This is a genomic window from Leifsonia sp. ALI-44-B, assembly GCF_001984125.1.
Taxonomy (GTDB): Bacteria; Actinomycetota; Actinomycetes; order Actinomycetales; family Microbacteriaceae; genus Okibacterium.
This window is the reverse complement of sequence record NZ_MTQL01000007.1, coordinates 1,196,483-1,223,170: the sequence shown is the minus strand read 5'-3', so window position 1 is coordinate 1,223,170 and position 26,688 is coordinate 1,196,483. Positions and strand designations below refer to the sequence as shown.

Genomic DNA, 26,688 nt, shown 5'->3' with positions numbered 1-26,688 from the left:
GTTAGCATTCACGCCACATGATAAGCTGGCGTTTAGTCTTTATCGTTCCCTGGTTGGTGAAACCTCCGGGCGGCACCATCCGTTCGGCAACTGATTCGTGAGGGGGTCTCGCATGGGGCGCGGCCGTCAAAAGGCAAAGCACACGAAGATCGCACGTGAGCTCAAGTCCTTCAGTCCTGATGTCAACTATGACGCTCTCGAGAGAGAGCTCACAGGGCACCCATCCGACGAATACAACGACGAACTGTCGAAGTGGTCGGAGTACGTCGGCGACGACGTCAACCGCGACGAACCCAAGCGCGCGTAGAGCCCCGCTCCGCCGCCCGTTCGCTGCGCACTCCGCACACGCAACAACCTCGAAACGGCCGCTCCACCACCACGGTGAGCGGCCGTTTCGCATGTCCGGGGACGAGAACGTCAGCGCCAGCGCCAGCGCGAACGTTACGTCGGCGTCGGCGTCGGAGCACTAGAAACACTGCGAATCTCGCCGCAGCCCGGAGCGTTGTGAGAGGTCAGAAGCGAGGCTGGAACTAGGCAGCGGCGCCAGCGCGCTTGCGGGCGCGGCGGGCGTTGTACCAGGCCCAGAACCGGGCGAGCTGGCGTTTGACGAACGCGGCGACCTTCTTGGCCCACGCGAATTCGGTGCCGAGGATGGCGAAACCGAGGAAGACGACGAGCCAGCCGGGGCCGGGCAGCGGAACCATGATGAGGCCGACGACGACGACCGTGCCGCCGATAAGGGCGACGGCGATGCGATAGGCGGCACGCGCCCAGGGCCACTTGTCGAGGTGGGCTCGCAGTGCGCGCAAGAACTGGCGCAACGGCTGGCGCGGGCTCTCGCCGATCGCGATATCCCTGCTCATCTGCTGCTGCCGCTCGTCCATAGCCCCAAACTAACGGATGCCCGAGCCACAGTCACGGGCAGGCCCGAGCCTCCCAGGCCATCCGCCGGTGTCGCTCAGCTCCCGCACCGGTTCACGCCACGACCAGACGGAGGCGACACCACAACGGCACAACGCTGAGGCACGCCAGAGCGGCGCGCGATGGACGCCCGACACCGCGGCACAGCGCCACAGCGATAAGCGAGACCAGCGACCCGATACGCGCCCCGCCTGAAACTAGGACAGCTGCGTGCGCTCGACCCAGTCGAGGTATTCGGGGGTCACGGTGCCCGTGACGTATTCGCCCGTGAAGCAGCTCATCTCGAGCTCGGTGAGCGAGGAACCCTCGAGGATGGCACTCTTCATGTCGGCGACCTCCTGATAGATGAGGTTGTCGGCGCCGAGTTCGCGGGCGATCTCGGGGATCTTCTTGCCGTGGGCGATCAGCTCGCCGCGCGACGGCATGTTGATGCCGTAGACGTGCGGGTAGCGCACGGGGGGCGCGGCCGACGTGAACGTGACCTTGTTGGCCCCGGCCGCGCGGGCCATGTCGACGATCTCTTTCGACGTGGTGCCGCGCACGATCGAGTCGTCGACGATGAGGATGTTCTTGCCCTTGAACTCGCTGCCCATGGCGTTGAGCTTCTGGCGCACGCTCTTCTTGCGCTGCGCCTGCCCGGGCATGATGAAGGTGCGGCCCACGTAGCGGTTCTTGTAGAAGCCCTCGCGGTATTCGACGCCGAGCTTCTGCGCCACCTGCATGGCGGCGGGGCGGGCCGAATCGGGGATGGGCATGACCACGTCGATATCGCCCATGGGCGTGTATTCGGCGATGGTGTCGGCGAGACGGTTGCCGAGACGCAGACGCGCCTCGTAGACCGAGATGCCGTTCATGATGGAGTCGGGGCGGGCCAGGTAGACGTATTCGAACGAGCAGGGCACGAGGCGCGGGTTCTTGGCGCACTGACGCGAGTAGAGCTCACCGCTGATGGTGATGAAGACGGCCTCGCCGGGCGCCACCTCGCGCACCATCTCGTAGCCGGCCGACTCGAGCACGAGCGACTCGGAGGCGACGATGTATTCGTAGCCGACCATGCCGACGGCACGACGGCCGAGCACGAGCGGGCGGATGCCGTAAGGGTCACGGAACGCGAGCAGACCCTGCCCGGCGATCATCGAAATGACGGCGTAGGAACCCTCGACGCGCTCGTGCACCTGCTCGACGGCCGCGAAGATCTGGTCGGGGTCGAGCTCGAGGCCCGACACCTGGCCCTGCAGCTCGGTCGCAAGCACGTTGAGCAGCATCTCGGTGTCGCTCGTGGAGTTCACGTGGCGACGGTCGACGTGGAAGAGGTCATCCGCCAGTTCGCGCGTGTTCGTGAGGTTGCCGTTGTGCACGAGGACGATGCCGTAGGGGGCGTTCACGTAGAACGGCTGCGCCTCCTGCTCGTTGGCCGCGTCACCCTTGGTGGCGTAGCGCACGTGGCCGAGGCCCATGGTGCCGAGGAGCGAGCGCATGTCGCGCGTGCGGAAAGCTTCGCGCACCTGCCCCTTCGCCTTGACCATGTGCACCGTGCGGCCGTCGACGGTGGCGATACCCGTCGAGTCCTGGCCGCGGTGCTGCAGAAGGAGAAGGCTGTCGTAGACCTGCTGGTTGACCGGCTCGGTTGAGACGATGCCGACGATTCCGCACATGCTTAGTGAGCTCCGGGGTGCTGAGAGGTGAGGGAAAAACAGGAAGAAGTCATCAGGAGGCGTATGAGCCGACGAGACGCACGGCGCCTCCGTCGACACCCTTGGCGCCCTGCTCGAAGCCGGCGAGGTCGCGCTCGCCCATGTGGATGGTGCCGACAGGCCACGTGGGGATGCCGGTGTTGGTGAGGTGCGTGGCGATGGCCGCGGCATCCGCTGCACTGACGACCGCGAAGAAGCCGATGCTCAGGTTCCAGGTGCCCTCGGCGCTCTCGAGCGTGGTGCCCGCGAGGTCGCTCAGGATGCGGAACACGGGGGCCGGCGACCAGGTGCTGCGGTCGACCTCGACCCACGAACCGACGGGCAGCACGCGCGCAAGGTTGGCCGCGATGCCGCCGCCCGTGACGTGCGAGAGCGAGTGGATGCTGCGCCCCAGCGTCTCGTCGGCCAGCAGGTCGACGAGCGGTGACGTGTAGAGCCGCGTGGGTTCGAGCAGCGCCTCGCCCACCATGCCGCCGAAGTCGTCGGAGTGGTCGGCGAACCCGATGCCGCGCTGGGCCAGGATGTGGCGCACGAGCGAGAAACCGTTGGAGTGGAGGCCCGAGGACTCGAGCGCGAGCACGACGTCGCCGTCGGCCACGAGGTGGGCGCCGCGTACGTCGTCGGCCTCGACCACACCCGTTGCCGCGCCTGCCACGTCGTAGTCGTCGGGGCCCAGGAGGCCGGGGTGCTCGGCCGTCTCGCCGCCGACGAGTGCCGTGCGCGTGTCGGAGCAGGCGCGCGCGATGCCGGCGACGATATCGGCGATGCGGGCGGGCACGACCTTGCCGCAGGCGATGTAGTCGGTCATGAAGAGCGGCTTTGCGCCCACGACCACGATGTCGTCGACGACCATGCCGACGAGGTCTTGGCCGATGGTGTCGTGCTTGTCGATGGCCTGCGCGATGGCGACCTTCGTGCCCACGCCGTCGGTCGACGTGGCGAGAAGCGGCTTGGACATGCCGACGAGGGCGGATGCATCGAAGAGCCCGGCGAAACCGCCCACTCCGCCCTGCACCTCGGGCCCGTGCGTTTTCTGCACAGCGGCCTTCATCAGCTCGACGGCCAGGTCACCCGCTGCGGTGTCGACCCCGGCCTCCCGATAGCTGGCCGACCCCGTTGGGTCTGCCGCGGTTGCGGGGGCGGTGCTGTTCGACACGGAAGAGTTCATGCTCAGGCGTTGCCCTCGGGTTCGTGGGGAGGAATGCGTGCTCCCAGTTTATCTGCTCGGGCGCGCATCACACGACGGCCGACTGTTCGTTCGAGCAGGATGGCGACGAGGCTCAGCAGCGCGATGCCGATGACGCCGCACACCAGCAGCAGGAATCCGAAGACCTGGATGCGCGAGTAGTCGGGGTTCTCGGGGAAGACGAGCGTGAGCACGAAGGCGACGATGGCGCCGAGCAGGGCCCCGAGCAGGATGAAGTTCAGGTAGCGCGGCGACCGGCGGATGACGATCTCTTCGTCGGCGTCTTCGAGGGTCTCGACGAAATCGGGCTCGGGTTGCGGCGCGGGTGCCTGTGCGGGCTGCGCGGCGGCCTGTGCCTGGACATCGGGCTGGGCCGCCGGGGGCTGCGGCGCTGCGGGCGACAGGTCGCCCTGCGGGTCCCGGTCTCCGGGGGAAATGCTCATAGTTCTATTGTCGCGCACTTTGGGGAGACAGACGCCGAGCGGATGCCGGGGCACACGCCGAAGGGCCCGACATCCATGGATGCCGGGCCCTTCTCGTCGTTTCTCAACGGGTGAGAATCGGCGACCCCAAACTGGTGCGTGTTACGGGTGGAGCTGAATTACTTGGTGGCGACGGTGATCTTGGCGACACCGACGAGCATTCCGCCGGCGACCTTGTCGGTGCCGAAGGTCTCGTTCAGAAGCGCAGCAGCGTCGTCAGAGATGTGGACCGTGGTGCCCTCGAGGATCGCGTTGTCGCCATCCATCTGGAGGGGCTTCAGGGTGCCACCGTGGAGGTCGAACAGGACGGCGTCTTCAACAGCAACGGTTCCATCGACGGACACGTCACCCATGAGCTTCGAGGTGCCCGGGTCGACGACAAAGTTGCTGAGCTCGACGACCTTCGCGCCGGCGGTCAACGACAGGCCGGAACCCTCGTGGTCGATGGTGCCCTGAACGTAGGGACGGTAGTCCTCTTCGGGGTCGTAGTAGTCGACGTTGCCGCCCGTGATCGGGAACGAGAACGTGCCATCGGTGAACGTTGCCGTTCCGACGGTGCCGGGGGTCAGACCCAGCGAGGTCAGAGCGTCGACGAACGACGCGTCGACGGCGACCTGGGTGTCGACACCCTTCGAGAGGTCGGGGATCGAGGCCAGCGGGGTGGGCGTCGCGTCAGCCGACGACGAGGAGCTGGAGGACGGCGAAGAGCTGGACTCGGTGGTCGTGCCACCGGTCGAGCACGCGGCGAGAGAGAAAGCGAGAGCGCCAGCAGCAGCAACTCCGAGTGTGGTCTTCATGTATTTACGCATGGTGTCAATCCTTCGTTCGTGTGTGGGGCGGATGTCCCGGTGGATCGTGCTCGGTGATGTCAGGGGTTCGGGACCCTGCCCGAAAAGGATTGGTGTCGTGACCTTTCCGTTATATTGCACCCCGCTAACTCTCAGGAATGGGGGTGCCGGGCACACGAAAAGGCCGCGAATCCGGGGATTCGCGGCCTTTCGCCGTGCGGGCTGTGTTGCGTCGGTGGGCTGAGGTCAGCTCCAGGTCCAGGAAGCCAGGATCGACTCCGAGATCTCGACGGCCTCGGTGTCGGCGACATCGGTGCCGAAGGAGAACGTGACGATGTAGGTCTGGTCATCGTTCGTGCCGTAGTACTGGTGGATGCGGTAGGTGGCGCCGCTCGCGGTCATGCCGGCGCTGATGTGGGCGGACTCCTTGCCGCCGAACATGATGCGGGGCTCGACCGTGACGTCGGTGGCTCCGGCGGCCTCGAGCTCCTTGGCGGCCATGCTCTCGACCTGGTCGGGAGTCAGGGCGCCGGCGGGGCTCAGGATGACATTGACGTTGTTGGCGAAGTCGGTTGTGGTGGTGACATCCGCCGCTGCCGTGTCGGTCCCGGGGGCGATCGACTTGTCCTGCAGCTCCCAGCCTTCGGGAACGTTGTAGGTGTAGCCGTCGCCCGTGATGAGGGCACCGGCTGCGGGGGCGACGTCGAGTTCGTTCGACTCCGAGGTAGGCGTCGACGAGGGGCTTTCGCTCGAGGAAGACTCGGCAGCGGGCGAGGAGTCGTCGTTCGACGGGGTCGAGCATCCCACGACGCCGAAAGCGAGCGTGAGTGCAAGGGCGGACACGGTGAGGGCGGGAGTTCGGCGCATGGCTCCGAGCGTAGTGGCACGGCACACACCACTAAAGATGCATTGTGCGAGCCGGTGGCGCGTGATAGCGCTCGGAGCCGCCGACATCCCGTCTACCAGTCGTACTCGGCCTGGACCTCGCGCTCGTCGGCGTACTCGGTGAGCACCGTCAGACCGGACGTCAGGGTGAGCGCGACGAGCGTCGCCAGGGTGGCCGTGATCGAGCCGAACTTCTTGAGCGTCATGAGGCGTCGCCGTTTCGGTCGGGGGCGGATGTCGGAGCCGTGTCGGCGTGGGCGGCGTCGGCTGAGCTGGCCTGGGCGGTGCCGGGAGCGCCGGTCGGGACGCCGGCAGCGCCCGCGTCGACTGTCGCATTCGAGCGCGCGCGACGCACGCGAGCAATGATGAAGACCGCGAGGCCCGCCAGCAGAAGCACGGCCGCGGCGCCGATGGCCATGAGGGGGGTGGCGCCGGTGGAGGCGAGGCCCGAGGTGGCCGACGAACGGACCGGAGTCGTGCCCGGCGTGCCCGCGGGGTCGGAAGCGCCCGGTGTTGCCGAGGGGGCCGGGGTCGGCGACGGCACGGGGACCGGAGCGACCGCGTCGGCGAGGCAGGCGATCGTTCCCTGGCGGAGCGAGTGACCGTCGGTGCCGTTGTCGTCCGACCAGATCGCGGGCTTCAGGCCGTCGGTGCACTGCGCGTTCGGCGCGATGGCGAAACCCTCGTTGTTGACGTTGGGCATGCCGGTCGGGCGCTCGAGGACGGCCGTGATGGCGAAGCGGCCGGGAGCTGCGGCGGGGACCGCGGCGGCAGCAGGCGCAGCGGCAGCAGTAGGCGCAGCGGCAGCAGCGGCACCAACAGGCTTCTGCGCGACGCTCAGAAGCGCCGAGCGGCCTTCGCACGTGTCGTCGCAGACGGCCCAAAGCAGGTCGGTCGCGGGGTCGTATTCGAGTTCCATGACCGACGGGAAGCCGCTCGTAATCGTGGCGACGCGGTTCACGGCGCCGGAGTTCTGGTCGAGGGCGTAGGCGTAGATGCTGCCGTTCGCTTCGAGGCCCACGAAGAAGAGGCCGTCACCGTGGTTGGGGTAGCTGGCCGGGTTATAGGCGGCGCCGGTGCGCTCGTCGACGAAGCCCTGTGCGACGAGGTCGGCGTCCGGGATCCAGGTGATGCCCTCGAGGCCGGCGTTGGCGCCGATGGTGGGCACGTCGGTGGCGAGGTCGGCGGCGAGGTTCCATTCGCGCGTGGCCGAGAGTGCGGCATCCGTCGAGGTCACGTCGTAACGGATGATCGAGGGGCGGCTGATCTTGGAGTCGGCGTTGTTGCGCTCGGTCGAGACGAAGATGCCGCCCGACGGGCCCGCGGCTGTGAACGTGACGCCCTCGGCATCCACATCGCCTGTGCCATCGGCATAGTGCAGGAGTTTGCCGTTCGACCAGCCGGCGTCGGTCGAGGGGGCCCAGCCGGTGGCGGAGGCGTCGAGGCGGTAGAGGGTTCCGGGGCCGTTCTTGACCGCCCAGAGGGTGTCGGCGTCGGAGGGGTCGGCGGTCTGCTCGAAGGCGAGGCCGCTGAGGTTGGTGCCGAACAGGTTGGCGGGGTCGACCGTGTCGACGGTCTGCTCGCCGGCCCACGGGAGGGTGAGGATGTCGCCGCCGCCCGTGCCGCCGTCGTCTCCCCCGCCGGTGCCGTCGCACACGTTCGGGGCGCCCTTGGTGGAGGACGTCGTCGCAGCGAAGGGGCCCGTCGCGTCGGGGCAACGGCCGAGCGTGAGGGCGGCGTGGGTGGTCCAGGAGTGCTGGTCGACCAGCGTCACGCCGTCGGGGGCGAAGAGGCGCACGGCGTCGGCCGAGCCGAGACCGTAGCCGAGCGTCGATTCCTCGACGATGAAGAAGGCGCCGGGGGCGATGGTCGAGCCGGCGGGCAGCACCGTGACGTGGTCGTCGGCGCTATCCTTGACGATCCAGCCGCTCAGGTCGATAGCCGCGGACGTGGGGTTGAGGAGTTCGACCCAGTCGCCGGGCGTTCCGCCGTTCGACTCGATCTCGTTGATGCGCACGCCGGCGCCCGCGACGGGGGCGCACGCGTTGGCGGCGCCGCGCGTGGGGGCCGTGGTCAGGGCGAAGGCGCCCGTGCCGTCGGCGCAGCGGCCGTAGGTGGTGGCGGCGTGCGCGGTCCACGAGTAGCTGTCGATGAGAGTCGAACCGTCGGCGGCGAAGAGGCGGGCCGCGTCGGCGCCACCCAGTCCGAAGGTGACCTCGGGGTCGCCCACGGCAAGGAAGCCGCGCGCGGGGATGGTGCTGCCGGCCGGGAGGACGTAGGAGTGCGTGTCGTCGTCGTCGCGCAGGACGAGGCCCGAGGCATCCACGGCGGTCGTGCCGATGTTGGTGAATTCGACCCAGTCGCCCGGGGTGCCGCCCGAGGACTCGACCTCGTTGATGCGCACGACGTCGGCGGGATCGACGGTGCAGGCGTTCGGGGCGCCCTTGGTCGGCGCGGCCGCGAGGGTGAAGGCGCCGGTGCCGTCGACGCAGCGGCCGTAGGTGGTGGCGGCGTGCGCGGTCCAGGAGTAGCTGTCGACGAGCGTGGTGCCGTCGGGCGCGAAGAGGCGGGCGGAGTCGGCCTTGCCGAGGCCGTAGCTCATGGCTGGCTGGTCGAAGACGAAGAATGCTCCGGGAGCGAGGACGGTTCCGGCGGGCAACGCGTCGGTGCGCGTGTCGGTGTCGTCCTTGACGATCCAGCCCGAGATGTCGACGGGCGCCGTGCCGATGTTGGTGAGTTCGACCCAGTCGGTGGGCGAGGCATCCGATTCGACCTCATTGATGCGGATGGGGGCGGCAGCATCGGCTGCGATCGGGGCGGCGGCTGCACTGGCCGGAGCGGCGAGCGCGGCCGGGGCGAGCAGGGCGGCGGCGACCGGCAGGGCGAGCGTGAGCGCACCCCACGAGGACCGAGAAAGTGAGCGCACGGGCAGGCCTTTCGGGCGAAGAACGAGGGATTCTTCGATCGTGGCGGTGCCGGGCGAACCACAGGTGAACGGCAGGCGAATCGCGGGCGTCGCGTCGACGCCGCGGCGAGGGAGCAAGCCCGACGTGGACCCGAGCGAGCCGCAGACGCTCAGGCCGGGTCAGGCCAGGTCGGACCTACTTGGCGGCGGGCTCGGAGATGAGGCGGAGGCCGCCCGTGCGGTTTGCTATCTCGAGCAGCGCTTCGACCCAGGCCTTGTTGAGGGGGCCAGACGGGTGGCGGTCGTAGCTGAAGTAGAGGGAGGCCGCGCTCGAGAGCCAGACCGTGCCGAACTTGCCCTCGCCCTCTTCGAGCGCGAGATCTTCGCCGACGAGGGCTTCATCGCCCCAGCTGAAGGTGAAGCGTTCGTCACGGCGCAGCTTGGTGAAGATGGCGACCTGCAGGTGGCGGAGGCCGCGGTCGTCGATTTCGATAGCGGGGGCAATCCCGTAGATGAGTTTTCCCATGGTGCTACATCCCTTGTTGGAGCGCGTCGGGCATTTCCGACTTGGGGGGACAGTATCAGGCGGGAAGTGCGCAGATGAATCGCGATCGGGTGCGGGATCGCGATCAGACGACGTCGGGCAGCTTCGACACGGGCACGATCACGACGTCGTGCACCTTCCAGTCGACGTCGGCGCAGCCATCGCGGGCCTCCTCGAGGGTGTCGAGCGAGGGCAGGCGGCGTTTGCGCGGCACGACGAACGCCTCGATGTGGAAGACATGGCCCTCATCGCGTACGCGGCATCCGGCCTCGGCCACCCAGTGGAGGCCGCGCAGGTAGTCCTCGACCTCGGCCGTCAGGGGGTGGGGTTTCTTCTCATCGAACGTCGTGGCGCGTTCATCCATCAAATCGAGCACGGCCGACTTGAGGTTGCGCACGCCGTCGGACACGATGCTGCCCGCGATGAAGATGGCGGCGGACGCGTCGAGCCACCACAGGCCGAGGCCGATGCCCGAGACGCCGACGATCGTGCCGATAGAAGTCATCCAGTCGGCCTTGTTCATATCGGCGTCGGCGTAGAGCACCTTGTCGTGCAACTCGCGAGCGAGCTTCATCTTGATGCGGCCGACGATCACCGGCGGCACGGCCGTCACCGCCATCACGCCGATCATCAGCCAGCCGAGCCAGATCACGTTTCCGAACAGATCGACGGTGCCGATGGTCGGATGCTCGCCCGAAAACAGGCCGATGGCCGAATCGACGATGAGGTACGCACCCATGCCGGTCAGGGCGACGGCGGCCACGAGGTGACCGACCCCGACCGAGCGGTAGTAGCCATACGGATGCCGGCGTGTGGGAGCTAAACGGTTGACGCGGATGGCGACGAGGAACGCGATCGGCGGGATGAAGGAGAGCAGGTCCTCGATCCAGGCCGACTTCATCGCCTGCGAATTGCCGAGCACCAGGAAGACGAGGGTCGCGGTGACGACGAGGAACCCGATCGTGATCCATTCGAGGCGGATGGCTCGGCGCAGAACCTCGGTCTGGCGCTCGGGCAGCTCCGTGTGGCCGAGCCGCACGGGGGTCGTTTTCGACGAACGACCCACGATCAACCCTCCGTCCGCGTGTAGTCGCCGAGGAAACGTTCGAGTTCGCTGAGGAACGCGTTTTCGCCGAGTTGCACGAGCATGACGTGTTTCTCCATGCGGCCGTCCACGCCCGGGTGCTCGGCGTAGGCGCGGCTGACGCCCGCCTTGTCGACCCACGGGGTGTCGTCGGTGATGCCCGCGATGAGCAGGTCGATCTCGTCGTTCTCGAGCTTCTTGACGAGGGCCTGCTCCGACCCGATGGTCCAGTCGACGTCGGCGTCGAGGGTGGCCGCGAAGGCGCGCACGGCCTCGGGTTCGATGCCGCTCACGTCATCCCCGTTGACGACCGTGTAGTCGTCGTTGGGCGAAACGCCGACCCGCAGCTCGCCGCCGCGCACACTGTCGAGCGTGCCGTCGGGGTCGGACGGCACGGTGATGCCGCAGCCGCTCACCAGTGCGACGAGCGAGCCGGCGGCCACGATCGATGCCCACTTTTTCACCGCACCAGTTTAGGAACGGTTCGACGGCGAAGTCCCGTTCGGGCCTGAAAAAGGGTGGGGGTGGACAGGAATCGGATGTCGGAGTAACGCCGCTCGCCGACCGCCCGATTCAGCCTTCGACGGGCGGGTCATTCGGGCTGCCCGCACCCGCGGCGAGAGTCGCCTGCGCGATGGCGCGAGCGTCGTGCGAGGTGTCGGACAAGCCGAAGTGTTCGGCGAAGTGCCTGTCCAACCGGTCGGCGAGTTGTGCGAGGCCAATGGCGGGATCAGCGTGAACCCAGGAGGCGATCACGCCGGCGACGGCGTCGTACTCGTCCTCGGCGGCGTGCCGGAATTCGGCTACTCCGATCGGATCGGCGTCCCAGACGGCGTCGTAGGCTGCCTTCTCCGCGGGGTCGCGGATGAGCCTGACCCCGAAGACGTGCCGACGCTTGGTCTCGTCGCCGTCAGCGCCGTCGTCGAGCAGGCGGTGCATCCCGATCTTCTCGGCGACGCATCGGGATGCCCTGTTGGCGGGGTCGATGATGGCGACGAGTGTGCGCGCCACTGTGTGGTCGAGCGCGAAAGTGAGACAGGCGGATGCTGCCTCCGTGGCGAATCCCTGGCCGTGGAGGGCCGCGCGAACGTGGTAGCCGACCTCTAACTCGAGCCGACCGTTGACGGTCTGCAGCGTGAGCCCGCAATCCCCCACGAATTCGCCGTCGTGTGTTTCGACGATCCACAAGCCGAAACCGTGCTCGGCGTAGTTCGCCAGGTTCCAGCGGATCCAGCGCTCGGCCTCGGCGCGGGACTTCGGGGCGGGGTAATAGGTCATCACCGCGGGGTCGCCGAGCAGCGCGGCCATGTCGTCGAGATCGTCCAGCGTCATCTCGCGGAACCGCAGTCGTGTCGTCGGAGAGGGAAGCACGACAGCACCCTAATGGCGATCGGGGGCGGGCGCGATGAGGGCGGTTGGATGTCGGGCGGCGCGCCAGCCACCGGCTGCTCCGCTCGGAGCGCCTGATGCCCGGTGCCCGGCGCCTGGCGCCTGGTGCCTGGTGCCTGGTGCCGAGGGACGCGAGAGGGGCAGGGGGAACAGAATCGCCCCCGGCGCGTGGGCACCGGGGGCGATCTGGCGAGGGCCGCGTTTGGGGCACGGCCCTCGCGGCGTGAGGCTAGGCCAGGGGGCCCGGCGTCACGTCGTTCGAGGTGGGGCCGGAGCCTGTTGCCGCAGCGGCGGAGACGGAGCGGCGACGGGCGACGACGATCCACACGAGCGCCAGGGCGGCGAGGAGCACGAAGGCGGCGACGATGGCCCAGACGATCCACGAGGTGTCGCCCGTGGATGCGGCCGGCGCGGCGAGTTCGGCCTGGGTGTCGGTCGTCGTCACCTCGGTCTCCTCCTCGGCGGCCGGGGCCGCGGCGACGCCGCAGTCGGCGGGCAGCGGAACCGTGAAGGCGACCGGGTCGAGCTCTTCACCGGCGGCGTAGGTGCCGAACGCGGCGGCCCCTTCGTCGGTGAGGACGGCGGCGATGTCGGCACCCGTGACGCTGCCGGCATCCTGGCTCACCGTGCCCGACGCGAGGTCGAGTTTCGCGAACCGGATGGCCGTGTCGGCGATGGCCTGACCGTCCTGCGTCGTGCCCGAGACGTCGAGCAGGATGTAGGCCGTCGTGTCGTCGACGAACTCGATCCGAGGGTTCGTCAGCGTCGTGTTGAGGGCGCCGTCGTGGCCCGTGAAGCGGATGCTGCCGCCGAACGACACCACACCCGAGGACTCTTCGGGGTTGTAGGAGCCCTTTCCGCCCGTGAAGCCGAAGGTCGGGTAGGTGTAGGTGGCGCCGTCGGCGAGCTCCCACCCACCGCGGGCGATGCCCTCGATGTAGTTGCGGAACGACTCCTTGAAGCCCCAATCGAGCGTGGCGTTCTCGACGAGGCACGACCCCGCCGCGAGCGTCGTGACCTCGGGCAGTTCGAACACGACACCCTTGCTGATCGACCCCTGGAACGTGAGCGTGTGCTCACCGGGCTCGAGCGTGGCGGGCAGCTTGCCCGTCCAGGTGACGACTCCCGACGCGTCGGCGCTGAGGCCCGAGGCGAGCACGGTGGGTGTCGAGTAGACGACCACGCGGATGTTCTTCTCGGTGGGCTGGAAGCCGTCGGCCGAGACCGTGACCTCGTCGCCGGCGATGAGCTTCGCTCGCGTCTCGTCGGTCAGGACGATACCCGTGCTCGCGGGTGCGGTGGCCGGCAGGCGAGGCGTCGTCGAGGTCGCGGCGGCGGCACCGGATGCCTGAGCGACCGTTCCCGCGGTGCCCGCCGGAGCAGCCCCCGCCACACCGATCGTGAAGGTGAGCGGATCGCCCGTCGCATAGCGGCCCTGGAAGACCTCGGAGCCCGCGGCCGTGAAGGTGACGGGCGCGTTGCGGTAGGTGACCGAGTTGCCCGTCGTGGAACGCGCGGCCGACTGCAGGTCGAGCGTGGCCAGCGTGGTCGGCGTGCCGTTGACGGTCGCGGAGAGCGTGCCCGCGGTGGCCGAGGTGACCTGGATCTGCGGGTTGGCGAGCGTGACGTCCAGCGCCCCGCCGTGGCCCGTGAAGCGCACCGCACCCGAATAGCCGGCGGAACCGGTGTTGGTCGCGAGATCAAACGAACCGTTCGACTGGCCGAACTGGAAGGCGCCGCCGGAGCTCGTGGCTCCGCCCGAAACCTGGATGGAACCCTTGGCAATCGAGCCCGTGATGTAGGCGCGGAAGCTCGAGACGACACCCCAGCTGAGCGAGCCGGCACGCGTGGGGTCGCTGACGGGGGCCGTGGGCGTGGTCGGGGGCGTCGGCGGGGTCGGAGGGGTGGGCGGCTGGGGCGGGATGATCGACGAGACCGAGATCGTCACACGATTCGAGGTGCTGGGTTCGAGACCCGTCGAGGGGTTCGGCAGGAAACGCGCCGTGATCGAGTGGACACCGGCGGAGAGGGTCGAGGTCGAGAAGGACCCGGAGCCCGCGCGGACGGGCACGTCGCTCGCCAGCACGGTGAAGCCATCCAGAAGCGTGACGGTGCCGTCGACGGCGGGGGCCACCGTGAAGTCGAAGCGCACGGAATCGCCCACCGAGATGCTCGTGGCCGAGGCGGCGAGCGTCGTGCTGGTGGACTTCGCGGGCTGCGGCACGAGCGTGAGCTGCTGGAACGTGTCGAGCGAGCGGTTCGTGACCGACAAACCGTGAGCGGCGCTCGTGGCCACCTGGTAGTCGACGCCGTAGGTGAGGGCCCCGGCGGGGATCTTGATCGTGAGCGTGAAGGCTCCGTCGACGATCTGGCGCGGCATGACCCAGTTGGTCGACAGCCATCCGTCGGCCTTCAGTGGACCGTTGCCCGACCAGATCGCGCGGTCACCGAGCAGCACATAGGCACCGCTCGCCGCGGCCTCGCCCGTGAAACCGGTCCCCTTCACCGTGAACGTGTTCTCGACGGCGGGGTCGATAGCGGATGCGGGAGTCACCGTGATCTTCGGCTGTGCAACGGGCACGGGCTGGCGGATCGAGAGGCCCGCGAAGGAGTCGAGCGTGCGGTTGGTGATCGACAACCCATGAGCTGCGCTCGTGGCGACGTGGTATTCCTTCGACGGGTCGAACGTGCCCGCCAGGATCTTGAGGGTGACCGTGAATTTTCCTTCGACAATCTGGCGCGGCATGACCCAGGACAGCGCAGCCCAGCCGGCGGAGGGCAGGGGGCCTTCTCCCGACCATTTCGCCTTCTCGCCGAGAACAACATAGGCGCCGTTGACCGCGGCGTCGCCGACGAAACCGGTGCCCGTCACGGTGAACGTGTTCTCGACGGCAGGGTCGATATCGGATGCGGGCGTGACCGTGATCTTCGGGTCGGCGACGGGCGCGGGCTGACGAATGCTCAGGTCGGCGAACGAGTCGAGCGAGCGGTTCGTGACCGACAGGCCATGCGCGGCCGACGTGCCCACGTGGTAGGCCTTCGACGGGTCGAAGGTGCCGGCCGGGATGGTGAGCGTCGTGGTGAATTTTCCATCGACGATCTGGCGCGGCATCACCCAGGCGAGTCCGGCCCAACCGGTTGCCGGAAGGGCGCCCTCGCCGGACCACTTGGCCTTCTCGCCGAGCACGACGTAGGCACCACTGGCGGCACCGGGGCCGACGAAGCCCGTGCCCGTGATGGTGAACGTGTTCGCCACGGCCGGGTCGATGTCTGCGGCCGGCGTGACCGTGATCTTCGGGTCGGCGACGGGCGCCGGCTGGCGGATGCCGATGGCCGCGAAGGCGTCGAGCGAGCGGTTCGTGACCGACAGGCCGTGCGCGGCGGACGTGCCCACGTGGTAGGCCTTCGACGGGTCGAACGTGCCAGCCGGGATGGTGAGCGTCGTGGTGAATTTTCCGTCGACGATCTGGCGCGGCATCACCCAAGAGAGCGCCGCCCAGCCCTCGGCGGGGAGGGGGCCTTCGCCCGCCCACTTGGCCTTCTCACCGAGGACGACATAAGCGCCGTTGACGGCGGCGTCGCCCACGTAGCCGGTGCCCGTGACGGTGAAGGTGTTCGAGACGGAGGGGTCGACATCCGTCGCGGGAGTGATCGTCAGGGCGGGCGCGGCGACAGCGGCGGCGGCCTGGGGCGCGGCGGTGGGTGCTGCGGCAGGAGCGTCCACGGCAGGAGCTTCGGATGACGTGGCGTCGACTGCCGGGCTCTCGGCCGCGGGGTTTGCGGCCGTCGCGGCCGCGGTCGCGGAATCGGGGGCGAGCGCCTCGGCCGTCGCGGCCGTCGCGCCGGCGAACGAACCGCCGACGATGAGCAGCGCCGCGGTGAGGCTGGCGAGGGCGGCGCGCAGGGGGCGCCGCGTGCGCGGCCCGGGCTGTGCGGAGGGGTGTGTTGTCACGGGTTGTGCTCCTGATGGCATACCTGTTGACGGTCCGAGAAGGGGTCGGACCGCTGGGGGCGGGGCGCGCGGGGCGCGGGTCGAGTGCTGTGTCAGCCCCGGAATTCCGCCGATGTGGCGGGTTAGGTGAGGCTATGCTAAGAAAGTATCGGGGCCGTCGAGCCCCTGTCAAGCTCAGGTTAGCCTTACCTCATTAACTTCCACAGAATCGGCCCCGTGCGCATCCTTCACCGCCCTCGTCACCGCTCCCAGACGTCGACCACCCGTGCGACGCCGTCTGGCCACTCGGCCTCGGTTCGTCGGCCGTTCTCGGTCGGCATCGCAGCGGCAGCAGCGGCCGCGGCCGTCACCCTCGCGCTCACCGGATGCCAGACGGCCGGCGCTCCGACATCCGGGCCCGCGTCGGGCGGCACGACGTCAGCCACCGTGCCCGCGTGCCCGGGCAGCGCCACACCGCTCAGCGAACTCGCGCTCGCCGACGATCCGGCGGCCGTCGAGGGCGGCACGACGGCGTGCCTCGAAAACCAGGGCGTGCAGCCCGTGGCCGAGGCTCCGGCATCCGATCTGCCCGTCACCGTGACCGACAGCGAGGGCACCACCGTGACGGTCGAAGACGCGAGCCGCATTCTCGCGATCGACATCTCGGGAACGCTGGCCGCGACCGTGTGGGGTCTCGGGCTGGGCGACAACCTCGTGGGGCGCGACACCTCGACCACGTTCCCCGGCACGGCAGACCTGCCGGTCGTCACCTCGAGCGGCCACTCGCTGAACGGCGAGGCGATTCTCGAGCTGGCGCCCACCGTCGTGCTCACCGACACGACCATCGGGCCGAAAGAGGTGCGGCAGCAATTGCGCGACGCGGGCATCCCCGTCGTGGTCATCACGCCCGATCGCCGCATCGACAACGTCGACCAGATCATCGACGAGGTCGCGACGGCGCTCGGCGTGAGCTCGGTTGGCGAGCAACTCTCGACGCGGGTCGACGGCGAGCTGGCCGCGGTGACGGCGCAGGTGAACGAGGTCGCCGCTCGCTCATCCGACCGGCCGCGCGTCATGTTCCTCTATGTGCGGGGCAGCGCCGGGATCTATTACCTCTTCGGCGAGGGATCGGGCGCCGACACCCTGATCGAAACCATCGGCGGCGTGGATGTCGCGGGCGAGATCGGCTGGCAGGGCATGAAGCCCATGACGGCCGAGGCGATCGTGCAGGCCGCCCCCGACGTGCTGCTCATGATGACCGACGGCCTCGAATCGGTGGACGGCATCGACGGGTTGATCGAGCGCGTCCCCGCCATCGCCTCGACGCCCGCCGGCCAGCACAAGCGCGTCATCGATATGGCCGATGGTGATGTGTTGAGCTTCGGGCCGCGCACACCGCAGATCGTGGATGCCCTGGCGCGGGCTTTGTGGGCACCCGACAGCGTGGGCGCCGCGGGCTCGACGACGAGCAGCAGCCCGAGCGCCGAATGACCGCCGCGAAACCCGCGGACACCTCGGCCGCAGCCACGCCCGCGGCCGAACGGCCAGCGAACAGGAGCGCCGAGACATCCGCCGCTCCCTCTGTCGCTCTTTCCGCCGAGATGCCCGCCGACACGGTCGCCGCTCCCCCGCGCCGCGCCGGCCGTCACCCGTTCCGCACCCGCAAGGCCGTCCTCTTCACCGCACTGGCGGTCGCGCTCGTCGTGGTCGCGCTCATCTCGGCGGGCACAGGCCAGCTGCCCGTGCCGCCGCACGAGGTCGTGCAGGTGCTGCTCGCGCGGCTCGGGCTCGACCTGGGCATTCCGCTCACGCATCCAAACGCCGAGCAGGCCCTCGTCACCATCCGTTTTCCGCGCGTGCTCATGGGACTGCTCATCGGGGCCGCCCTGGCCGCCGCGGGCATGCTCATGCAGGCCGTCTTCGGCAACCCGCTCGCGGATGCCGGAGTGGTCGGCGTTTCGTCGGGCGCCGCCCTGGGTGCCGCAACGGCCATCACTCTCGGCTGGACGTTCGCGGGTCAGTGGACCGTTCCCCTGTTGGCCTTCGCCACGGGACTCGCCACCGTGCTCATCGTCTATGCCACGAGCCGTTCCAACGGCAAGACCGAGGTCGTGACACTCATCCTGACGGGCATCGCCGTGAACGCGTTCGCGGGCGCCGGGCTCGCACTCATGACGTTCATCGGCGACACGTCCACACGCGAGCAGATCATCTTCTGGCAGCTCGGCAGCCTGAACGGTTCGCAGTGGTCGCAGGTGGGCATCGTCGCGCCGCTCGTGGCCGTGGGCCTCGTGGTCGCGTTTCTCAGCGCCCGCACGCTCGATCTGTTCTCGCTCGGCGAGCGCAACGCGCGCCACCTCGGGGTGAACGTCGAAGGTGTGCGCATCCTCATCATCGTGGTCGTCGCGCTGCTCGTGTGCGCGGCCGTGGCGTTCGCGGGCATCATCGCGTTCGTGGGCCTCGTCATCCCGCACCTGATGCGCATGATCATCGGGCCCGCGCATCTGCCGCTACTCATCGCATCCGTGCTGGGCGGCGCCCTGTTGCTCGCGACGGCCGACCTGTTCGCGCGCACGGCCGTGCCCCTCGCCGATCTGCCCATCGGCATGATCACGTCGCTCGTGGGCGGGCCGTTCTTCTTCTGGCTGCTGCTGCGAACGCGGCGCAAGGCGGGGGGATGGGCGTGAGCGCCGAGCTGCCCGCCGGCGTCGGGTCTGCTGCAACCGCGTCTGCTGCCCCCGCGTCCGCCCTGCCGGATGGACCCGACGCGCCTGCCCTGCGCGCCCAGTCGGTGTCGGTGTCGATCGGCGGAGCGCGCATCCTGACCGACGTCGATCTCACGGTCGAGGCGGGTCGCGTGCACGCGTTGATCGGGCCGAACGGAGCCGGAAAGTCGACGTTGCTCGCAGCCTTGGCCGGCGACATCCGCCCCGCCGCCGGCAGCGTCTCGGTGCGCGGCACAAACTTGGATGCCTGGAAACCGAAGCAGCTCGCCCGCGAACGCGCCGTGCTGCTGCAGGAGAACCGCGTCTCGTTCCCCTTTACAGTGGACGAGGTCGTGCGCATGGGCCGTTCCCCCTGGCGCGGAACACCCGCCGAGGCGGAGGACGAACAGGCCGTCGCCGACGCGATCGCCGCGACCGAGCTGCATCCCCTGCTCGAGCGCCCCGTGCCCTCGCTCTCGGGCGGCGAACGCGCCCGTGCGGCCCTGGCCCGTGTGCTGGCCCAACGCGCCGGCATCCTGCTGCTCGACGAACCAACGGCGGCTCTCGACCTGAAGCACCAGGAGGACGTTCTGCGGCTGGCCCGCGAACGAGCACACGCCGGGGATGCCGTCGTCATCGTCCTGCACGACCTCAACGTCGCCGCGGCCTTCGCCGACACGATCACCCTGCTCGAGAACGGACGCGTGGTGGCGACAGGAATCCCGGCCGAGGTGCTCACGGCCGAACGCATCCGCGCGGTCTATCGCCAGGATGTCGACCTTGTGCCGCACCCCGCGACGGGTCAGCCCATCATCGTGCCCCGGCGCTGACCGCGGCGCGAGAAGCGTTGGGCTCGCGAGCGGAAGCGCTATCGCTCGCGCCCACCACGGAACCGGCACCGGCGCCGGCGGCGGTAACGGCCAACGCGACGCGCACGACCGACGCATCCCCCGGATGCAGAGGGTCGACACCCGTGACCTCCTTGAACCGCCCCAACCGGTTGAGCACCGTGTTGCGGTGGCAGTACAGCGCCTGCGCCGCCCGGCTCACGGTGCCCTCGCGCAACACGGCCGTCACGGTCTCGCGCAACAGGGCGGCCTCGCGCGGCGGGCAGCCGTCGAGGGGCCCGAGCACCGAGCGTTCAAGCACGCGCCCGAACTCGCCGAGCGACGCGGCCGCCACGGCATCCCAGTTCGCGCGCACCGAATAGGCGCCCTCGTGATTCTCAGGCACAGCCGCCGCGAGGTGCCTCGCCGTGCGCCACATGCGGCTGACCTCGGCCAGGCCGTCGGCGCGCGGCGAGATGCCGACGGGGAGGTCGAGCAACCAGGGCGGCGCGGCATCCTCACCGGGTTCACACTCGAGCAGAATGAGCGAGCTGCCCTCGATATCGTGCAGCTGATCCTCGAGCCCGCGGGCGGCCGCGGCCCGCCGCAGCTCGGAATGCCGATCGGCCGCCGAAACGGCCACGAGAAAGCGGCTGCGCGGGTCGACGCGCAGGGCTTCGGCCACCTGCCCCACGAGCCGCGGGTCATGCTCCTCGGCGGCGAAGAGGCGGCGCAGCAAGAAGGCACGCTCATGTTCGGCCTCGCGTTCCATGACGGCGAGCTCGGCCAGATATCCGGCGTGGATGTCGGTCGTGTGCACCTCGACCGCATCCCAGATCGGCACCACCTGTTCGGCGAATTGCACGAGCGACTCGGGCGGAACATGCCGCCTGAGCGCCCGCCAGATCAACCGGAAGTCCATGCGCACCGCTCGCAACAACGAGTCGATCGGGATGCCCTGGCGCGCCCTCTTGCGCCCGGTCTCGGTCGACACGACGCGCAGATCCTGCGTGACCGGCAGGTCACCGATCAGCCGCAGCAACAGCTCGAGCGATGCCGTCGCCGTGTCGAGAATCTCGGCGTCCGTGATGGCAGATGCGGGGTAGCCGCTCAGCTGCCGCACCTCGTCGAGATACTCGGCCGCGAGGGCGTCCAACTCGCCCAGGCACGCGAGGATGGCATGCTCGACGGGTGTGCCGCTGACGGCCGGCCAGAGCTGCTCGGTGTCGCTCGAATTGTGCATCTGCACAAACCTTCCGTCTCATGGGTTGCGCGCATCCATTGCCGCCACCCCGCGATACGCCCAGGATAGAGCGAAACGCACGGCGCAGTCATTCGCTCTTCACACGCCGTTCGCCGCCGCCGATGGGATTCCCCACAACATCGGTCCCTGTTTCTTCTGCACGGAGGGTCTCCCATGGACACGCCTACGCCCCACCCCGAGTCATCCCGCAAGACCACGAGCACGGCGGCCACCTCGGCCCCCGGCACCCCCGCCGACACCCCTACAGTTTCGGGCCACGACGCCGCCCGCATCGCCCGCGCGGCCTTCGTCGGCACGGCCCTCGAGTGGTACGACTACTTCCTCTTCGGCACGGCAGCGGCCCTCGTCTTCAACCGCCTCTTCTTCACCGAGCTCGACGCAACGGCCGCGACCCTCGCGGCCTTCGCCACCTTCGGCGTGGGCTTCGCGGCCCGCCCGATCGGCGCCCTGCTCTTCGGCTACATCGGCGACAAGTACGGCCGCCGCCCCGCGTTGCTCACGACCATCGTGATGATCGGATGCGCGACCGGGCTCATCGGGTTCCTGCCCGACTTCGGCACCATCGGCCTCGCGGCGCCCATCATGCTCGCCGTGCTGCGCCTGCTGCAGGGCCTGGCCGTCGGCGGCGAATGGGGCGGGGCCGTGACCATCGCGGTCGAACACGCACCCCTCGAGAAGCGCGGCCGGTTCGCGGCGCTCGTGCAGATCGGCTCGCCCGTCGGCACGCTCGTCTCCTCGGGAGCCTTCGCGCTCGCCCTGCTGCTGCCGCCCGACGTCTTCGACGCGTGGGGCTGGCGTCTGCCGTTCCTCGCCGCCTTCCCGCTTCTCGGCGTGGCCCTCTACATCCGGCTCAAGGTCGAGGAATCTCCCATCTTCCAGGACCTCGTCAAGCAGGAGCAGCGCTCCCGCATCCCCGCCGTCGACGTGTTCCGCAAGGCGGGCGGTCGCCTACTCGTCGCCATCGCCGCGGCCATGCTGGGCGTCGGCGGTTTCTACATGATCACCACGTTCGTCGTCAGCTACGGCAGCAACACCCTCGGCGTCGACCGGGGCGTCATGGTCAACGCGACGCTCGTGGCCGCGGCCTTCCAGATCGTCGTCACCGTTTTCGCCGGACGCCTGGGCGAGAAGTTCGGCGCCGGCCGCATGACGGTCATTGGCGGACTGCTCACGGCCGTCGCGGCGTTCCCGATGTTCTGGCTCATCGACACCAAGAACCCCCTGGCCATCATCGTCGCCGTCACGGTCGGCATCGCCATCGTCACGATCGCCTACGCCGTGACGGGAGCCCTGCTCACCGAACTCTTCCCGCCCGAGCTGCGCTACTCCGGCGTGGCCCTCGGCTACAACATCGCGGGCGCCCTGACCGGGTTCCTGCCCCTCATCGCGACGGCGTTCCTCGCGGCATCCGGCAACGCCTCGTGGTCGGCCGCCCTCATCCTCATCGTCATCTCGCTCATCACCGTGCTGGGCGGCGCCCTCGGCGAGCGCCTGCGCATCACCGACAAAGCAATCGTCGAATAGTCAGTCAGTAAGGAACTCTCATGGATCACGCACTCTCCGAACGCATCTGCCGAGCCGTCGATGACGCCTTCGACGCGCAGCTCGCCCTCACGCAGCAGCTCGTCACCCACCCCTCACGCCGCACCAGGGAGGGGTCGGCGCAGGACCTGCTCTTCGCCGAGATGCAGCGCCGCGGTTTCGACATGGACCGCTGGGAGTTGGATGCGGCGCAGCTGAGCGAGCACGTCGGCTACGGCCCCAGCACCGTCTCCTACGAGGGCATGACCAACGTCGTGGGCACGTATCGGCCGGCCGAGACATCCGGTCGTTCGCTCATTCTCAACGGGCACGTCGACGTGGTGCCCGAGGGGCCGGAGCAGGTCTGGTCGCGTTCGCCCTGGGATGCCCCGATTATTGACGGGTGGCTGTATGGCCGTGGCAGCGGCGACATGAAGGCGGGCCTCGTGGCCAACCTGTTCGCGTTCGACGCCGTCGTCGCCGCCGGGCTGCGGCCCGCGGCGCCCATCCACTTCCAGTCGGTGGTGGAAGAGGAGTGCACGGGCAACGGCTCATTGTCGGCGCTTCTGCGTGGCTATACGGCGGATGCCGTCATCATCCCCGAGCCCGAAGAGGACATGCTCGTGCGCGCCAACACGGGAGTCATCTGGATGACCGTGCGCGTGGCCGGCGAGCCGACCCATCCTCGCGAGATGGCCTCGGGTTTCAACGCCATCGACGCGGCGCACCATGTCATGACGCAGCTGCGCCAGGTCGAGGAGCGTTGGAATGCCGAGAAGGGCTCGCACCGCTACTTCGAGGATCTCGAGCATCCCATCAACTTCAACCTCGGCACCATCTCAGGCGGCGACTGGCCGTCGAGCGTTCCCGCCTGGTGCGAGATCGAGGTGCGGGTGGCGCTCTACCCGGGCGTGACGGCCGAGGATGCCTGGGGCGAATTGACCGAGGCGCTGGCGGCAATCGGCACCGACCCGAACGGGCATCCGATCACGGCGACGGCCACGCGCACGGGCTTCTACTCCGAGGGCTATGTTCTCGAAGAGGGCTCGGATGCCGAGGCCACCCTTGCCCGTGTGCACGAAACCGTCTTCGACAAGAAGCTCGAATCCTTCACGACGCCGGGCTACCTCGACGGCCGTGTGTTCACGCTCTACGGCAACACGCCGACGCTCGTCTACGGGCCGGTGTCCGAGGCCATCCACGGTTTCGACGAGCGCGTGGACATCGAGTCGGTGCGCCGGATCACCAAGAGCATCGCGCTCTTCATAGCCGAATGGTGCGGCACGACGAATAATTCGTAGCGCCGCGGCCGGGCGGATTGGAACCCTATCCTCAAAGCGTTGAATAGCCTGTTCAAACTGGCAATTCGCCCGGCTCTCGTTTAGAGCACCCTGTGAGCGATAATCTGCGAACTACCTCACCTTGAGCTGTTGCTCCCCCGCTCATTCGGGGGCGGATTGGGGTTCCCATGGGAACCGACACGCAGAAACACGCCACTATCCACCGCGCCGGCCTCCGTCGGCGCCCGATCGGTCTATTCGGGGGCGCGGCCCTAGCCGTCGCCGGCACGGCCGCACTCATCATCAACCTCGGAGCGCCGGCGGCCTTTGCCGCCGAAGCCCCCGTCGGCCTCGGAGCCGTCGCGAGCTACTCGGTCCTGGGCGGCGAGACCGTGACCAACACGGGCCTCACGGTTCTCGACGGAGACCTCGGCACGACGCCCGGCTCGGCCATCACGGGCTTCCCTCCCGGCATCGTCGGCGGCACGACCCGCGTCGAGGCCGCAGCGGCCGGGGCCAAGGCATCCCTGCTCGTCGCCTATGACGACGCCCGCAGCCGGGCCACCACCGCGAACGTCGCGGGTGACCTCGTCGGCCAGACCCTCGTCGGCGGCGTCTACACCGCCTCGGGCCCCCTCGCGGTCTCGGGCACCCTGACGCTCGACGCGCAGGGCGACCCTGACGCGGTGTTCATCTTCCAGGCTGCCAGCACGCTCATCACCGCGTCGAGCAGCCGCATCGCGCTTCTCGACGGCGCCTCGAGCTGCAACGTCTACTGGCAGGTCGCCGAGTCGGCCGTGCTCGGCACCAACTCGCGCTTCACCGGCACCATCATGGCGCTGCAGTCGATCTCGGTGACCACCGGCACACGGGTCGACGGCCGCGCGCTGGCCCGCAACGGGCAGGTCTCGCTGCAGTCCAACGTGTTCCAGTCGACCACCTGCGTCACGGCTCCGCTCATCGGCACGCCGACCGACACCGCCACGCCTCCCGGAACAGGCACGCCCACCGAGACGGCCACGCCTCCCGGAACGGGCACGCCGACCGACGGCGGGACGACCGGTCCGGGCACCCCCACCGACAGCGGCTCGCCGACCCCCGGCGACGGAACCGGCGGCACGACCGGACCCGGAACCCCCGGTGACGGCACGGGCAACGGCAACGGCACCCCGGGCGACGGAACCGGAACCGACGACGGCGCAGTGCTCATCATCCCGAGCTCCACCCGCGGGGCCAACGGCGGGGGTAGCGGCAACTCTGCCGACGCGCTCGCCAACTCGGGCGCTTCGGCGGCCAACGGATGGATCGGCGTCACGGCCCTGGGCCTCGTCATCGGTGGCCTCGGCCTCGCCGGAGTCAGCCTGCGACGCCGCGAGAACGCTCGCACGAACGCTTAACCACGGCTCGACCGACGGCCGCTCGTTCCCCTCGGGGCACGGGCGGCCGTTTGCGTGCGCGGCCACCGCGGCCAGGACGACCACGGCGCGCGCTACTGTCGTCAGAACGGCTCGCCCGCCGATCTCACGTTCGGGGGCGCCCGCGCGTCTTCCCCATGATGACAACGAAACCGCCTTTCGACAGGGTCGTGACCGAACACGGCGAGACGGTCCTGCGCGTCTGCCGCGCCGTGCTCGGTGCACATACCGACGCCGACGATGCCTGGTCCGAGACGTTCCTCGCGGCACTCGGCGCGTGGCCCACCCTGCCACTGTCGGCCAACGTCGAGGCATGGCTCGTGACCATCGCGCATCGCAAGGCCATCGACATCACGCGTGCCCGCAGCCGTCACGCCATCCCCGTCGGTGAGCTCCCCGAGCGCGCCTCGAGCCTGGGCATTCCGGATGGCGGCGACCTCGACCTCTGGGCCGCCCTCGCCACCCTGCCGCACAAGCAGCGCCTGGCGGTGGCCTATCACCACCTCGGCGGCCTGCCCTATCGCGACGTCGCCGAGCTTCTCGGCGGGTCGACGGATGCCGCGCGCCGCGCCGCTGCCGACGGCATGACGTCCCTGCGCGCCATCCTTGTCGACCCACCGGCCGCACCCAGGCCAGCCTCGGCCCCCGCCCCGGCACCCCCCACCGCTTTCCTGTCTGAGGAGACCTCATGACCGACCACAGCCAGCCCCGCGCGGCCGACACCGCGCCCGCCGCGCCGACAACACCCGCGAACCCCGCCGAGCGGCCCGTCTCGGCGACGCAACCGGCACATCTCGACGCGACGCCGGTCTCCCCGAACCCGCTCACGCACGTGGATGGGTTGACCGTCCCTCCGACGCCGCCCGCGCACCTTGACGCGCTGCGCGCCCGCCTGGCTGACGCGGCCGCCGACGCCGACCTGCTCGACCTGGCGTTTCGCACGATCGACAGCCCCGTCGGCGAGTTGCTGCTCGCGACATCCGCCACCGGTCTGGTGCGCGTGGCCTTCGCCAACGAGGACTTCGACGCCGTGCTCGACACGCTCGGAGCAACGGTGGGTCGCCGCATCCTGAACGCCCCCGCCCGCCTGGATGCCCCGGCCCGCCAGCTCGATGACTACTTCGGTGGTCGCCGCACGGCTTTTGATCTCAGCCTCGATCTGCGGCTCTCCGCCGGTTTTCGTCGGCTTGTGCAACAGCATCTGCCCGAGATCCCCTACGGTCGCACGGCGTCTTACAAGGAGATGGCGGCGCTCGTCGGCAACCCCGGTGCCGTGCGCGCGGTCGGCACGGCGTGTTCGACCAACCCTCTGCCCATCGTGGTTCCGTGCCACCGCGTCGTGCGGTCGGACGGCTCGCTCGGCGGCTACATCGGCGGGTTCGCGGCAAAACAGGCGCTTCTCGACCTGGAGCACGCGGCTGCCACACGCTGATCAGAAGCGCTCGGGTTCGGCCTTCGCCTCGTCGATCAGGTCCTCGAACATGACCAACACGTCATACCGCCAGCGCAACGGGATGTCGTGCAGCGCGTCGCCCCGTCGGTCGATGTCGGTCAGCGCCGCCCAATCGAGCGCCGCGTCGACCTCATCCGGGAGCGAGGCATCCACGAACGCCGACTCGGCCTCGGAGAACGTCATCGTCTCTTCGATGTCCTCGTTGACGCCGTCCTGGCTCTCGAGCACGAACTGCTCGAGGTCTTCGAGCTCATCGGCGTCGACCGCGGCGAGCGCCGCCAACGCCTGGTCGTAGCTCACCAACTGGTCGGTCGGAAAAGCCCTCAGGTTGATCGTGCCATCGCTCGTGAGCCACATGCTTCGAGCTTAGGCCGTCACGCGGGCGCGGTGCCCCGACATCCGCCCAAGAGGGGC

The 26,688-nt window shown here is 69.1% G+C and carries 24 protein-coding genes; 9 read left to right on the top strand and 15 right to left on the bottom strand.

The window, feature by feature from the left end:
- Positions 1–112: 112 nt before the first annotated feature.
- The gene (locus tag ALI44B_RS12765; protein WP_077054989.1) at positions 113–307 is read left to right on the top strand and encodes a DUF3073 domain-containing protein; all 195 of its coding nucleotides are present in this window, start codon (positions 113–115) and stop codon (positions 305–307) included.
- Between the two features lie 223 nt (positions 308–530).
- On the opposite strand, the gene ALI44B_RS12760 is transcribed toward ALI44B_RS12765, so the two are convergent.
- The 13 genes from ALI44B_RS12760 to ALI44B_RS12705 form a co-directional block, all read right to left on the bottom strand.
- A complete protein-coding gene (locus ALI44B_RS12760) occupies positions 531–884 on the bottom strand; it encodes a TIGR02611 family protein (protein ID WP_238592205.1) in 354 nt (117 codons plus the stop codon).
- 234 nt (positions 885–1,118) lie between these two features.
- Positions 1,119–2,576 (bottom strand): amidophosphoribosyltransferase, encoded by a 1,458-nt coding sequence (purF, locus tag ALI44B_RS12755; RefSeq protein WP_077054988.1) that lies wholly within the window; start codon positions 2,574–2,576, stop codon positions 1,119–1,121.
- 52 nt (positions 2,577–2,628) lie between these two features.
- The gene (gene purM / locus ALI44B_RS12750) at positions 2,629–3,771 is read right to left on the bottom strand and encodes a phosphoribosylformylglycinamidine cyclo-ligase (protein ID WP_238592204.1); all 1,143 of its coding nucleotides are present in this window, start codon (positions 3,769–3,771) and stop codon (positions 2,629–2,631) included.
- 14 nt (positions 3,772–3,785) lie between these two features.
- Positions 3,786–4,244, bottom strand: coding sequence for a hypothetical protein (locus ALI44B_RS15620; protein ID WP_083709998.1), 459 nt, complete (start codon positions 4,242–4,244; stop codon positions 3,786–3,788).
- A 158-nt stretch (positions 4,245–4,402) separates the two neighbouring features.
- Entirely contained in the window at positions 4,403–5,092 is a 690-nt protein-coding gene (locus tag ALI44B_RS12740) for a hypothetical protein (protein ID WP_077054986.1), read from the bottom strand.
- 225 nt (positions 5,093–5,317) lie between these two features.
- Positions 5,318–5,938, bottom strand: a complete 621-nt coding sequence (locus tag ALI44B_RS12735; protein WP_077054985.1) for a hypothetical protein — start codon at positions 5,936–5,938, stop codon at positions 5,318–5,320.
- 92 nt (positions 5,939–6,030) lie between these two features.
- Complete coding sequence (locus tag ALI44B_RS16545) at positions 6,031–6,162, bottom strand: hypothetical protein (RefSeq protein WP_268794198.1); 132 nt, start codon at positions 6,160–6,162, stop codon at positions 6,031–6,033.
- Positions 6,159–8,999: a lamin tail domain-containing protein gene (locus tag ALI44B_RS16300; protein ID WP_077054984.1), complete on the bottom strand. Its 2,841-nt coding sequence runs from the start codon at positions 8,997–8,999 to the stop codon at positions 6,159–6,161. Before ALI44B_RS16300 ends, ALI44B_RS16545 begins: the two co-directional genes overlap by 4 nt.
- Before the next feature lie 58 nt (positions 9,000–9,057).
- Positions 9,058–9,387, bottom strand: coding sequence for a DUF7882 family protein (locus ALI44B_RS12725; protein ID WP_077054983.1), 330 nt, complete (start codon positions 9,385–9,387; stop codon positions 9,058–9,060).
- 103 nt (positions 9,388–9,490) lie between these two features.
- Positions 9,491–10,471: a cation diffusion facilitator family transporter gene (locus ALI44B_RS12720; RefSeq protein ID WP_077054982.1), complete on the bottom strand. Its 981-nt coding sequence runs from the start codon at positions 10,469–10,471 to the stop codon at positions 9,491–9,493.
- Positions 10,472–10,473: 2 nt separating this feature from the next.
- Entirely contained in the window at positions 10,474–10,953 is a 480-nt protein-coding gene (locus ALI44B_RS12715) for a transporter substrate-binding domain-containing protein (protein WP_077054981.1), read from the bottom strand.
- 109 nt (positions 10,954–11,062) lie between these two features.
- Complete coding sequence (locus ALI44B_RS12710) at positions 11,063–11,860, bottom strand: GNAT family N-acetyltransferase (RefSeq protein ID WP_077054980.1); 798 nt, start codon at positions 11,858–11,860, stop codon at positions 11,063–11,065.
- Positions 11,861–12,107: 247 nt separating this feature from the next.
- A complete protein-coding gene (locus tag ALI44B_RS12705; RefSeq protein WP_077054979.1) occupies positions 12,108–15,830 on the bottom strand; it encodes an HtaA domain-containing protein in 3,723 nt (1,240 codons plus the stop codon).
- A 216-nt stretch (positions 15,831–16,046) separates the two neighbouring features.
- Between ALI44B_RS12705 and ALI44B_RS12700 the strand changes: the two genes are divergently transcribed.
- The 3 genes from ALI44B_RS12700 to ALI44B_RS12690 all read left to right on the top strand — a co-directional run bounded on the left by ALI44B_RS12700 (position 16,047) and on the right by ALI44B_RS12690 (position 19,344).
- Positions 16,047–17,300: a heme/hemin ABC transporter substrate-binding protein gene (locus ALI44B_RS12700; RefSeq protein ID WP_238592203.1), complete on the top strand. Its 1,254-nt coding sequence runs from the start codon at positions 16,047–16,049 to the stop codon at positions 17,298–17,300.
- Between the two features lie 110 nt (positions 17,301–17,410).
- Positions 17,411–18,496, top strand: a complete 1,086-nt coding sequence (locus ALI44B_RS12695; RefSeq protein ID WP_077055597.1) for a FecCD family ABC transporter permease — start codon at positions 17,411–17,413, stop codon at positions 18,494–18,496.
- Positions 18,487–19,344: a heme ABC transporter ATP-binding protein gene (locus ALI44B_RS12690; protein WP_083709997.1), complete on the top strand. Its 858-nt coding sequence runs from the start codon at positions 18,487–18,489 to the stop codon at positions 19,342–19,344. The genes ALI44B_RS12695 and ALI44B_RS12690 overlap by 10 nt, the downstream gene beginning before the upstream one ends.
- Here the strand turns inward: ALI44B_RS12690 and ALI44B_RS12685 are convergent.
- Positions 19,325–20,584: an RsbRD N-terminal domain-containing protein gene (locus ALI44B_RS12685; protein WP_077054978.1), complete on the bottom strand. Its 1,260-nt coding sequence runs from the start codon at positions 20,582–20,584 to the stop codon at positions 19,325–19,327. The genes ALI44B_RS12690 and ALI44B_RS12685 overlap by 20 nt on opposite strands.
- Positions 20,585–20,758: 174 nt before the next feature.
- Between ALI44B_RS12685 and ALI44B_RS12680 the strand changes: the two genes are divergently transcribed.
- The 5 genes from ALI44B_RS12680 (at position 20,759) to ALI44B_RS12660 (ending at position 26,253) form a co-directional block, all read left to right on the top strand.
- A complete protein-coding gene (locus ALI44B_RS12680; protein WP_083709995.1) occupies positions 20,759–22,129 on the top strand; it encodes an MFS transporter in 1,371 nt (456 codons plus the stop codon).
- 20 nt (positions 22,130–22,149) lie between these two features.
- A complete protein-coding gene (locus ALI44B_RS12675; RefSeq protein WP_077054977.1) occupies positions 22,150–23,427 on the top strand; it encodes an ArgE/DapE family deacylase in 1,278 nt (425 codons plus the stop codon).
- Positions 23,428–23,594: 167 nt separating this feature from the next.
- Positions 23,595–24,803 (top strand): ice-binding family protein, encoded by a 1,209-nt coding sequence (locus ALI44B_RS12670; protein ID WP_083709994.1) that lies wholly within the window; start codon positions 23,595–23,597, stop codon positions 24,801–24,803.
- 158 nt (positions 24,804–24,961) lie between these two features.
- On the top strand, positions 24,962–25,513 hold the full coding sequence (locus tag ALI44B_RS12665) for an RNA polymerase sigma factor (protein ID WP_077055593.1): 552 nt from the start codon (positions 24,962–24,964) through the stop codon (positions 25,511–25,513).
- Positions 25,510–26,253 (top strand): methylated-DNA--[protein]-cysteine S-methyltransferase, encoded by a 744-nt coding sequence (locus ALI44B_RS12660; RefSeq protein WP_083709993.1) that lies wholly within the window; start codon positions 25,510–25,512, stop codon positions 26,251–26,253. The genes ALI44B_RS12665 and ALI44B_RS12660 overlap by 4 nt, the downstream gene beginning before the upstream one ends.
- Here the strand turns inward: ALI44B_RS12660 and ALI44B_RS12655 are convergent, their stop codons facing one another.
- A complete protein-coding gene (locus tag ALI44B_RS12655) occupies positions 26,254–26,631 on the bottom strand; it encodes a hypothetical protein (RefSeq protein ID WP_077054976.1) in 378 nt (125 codons plus the stop codon).
- Between the last annotated feature and the right edge of the window lie 57 nt (positions 26,632–26,688).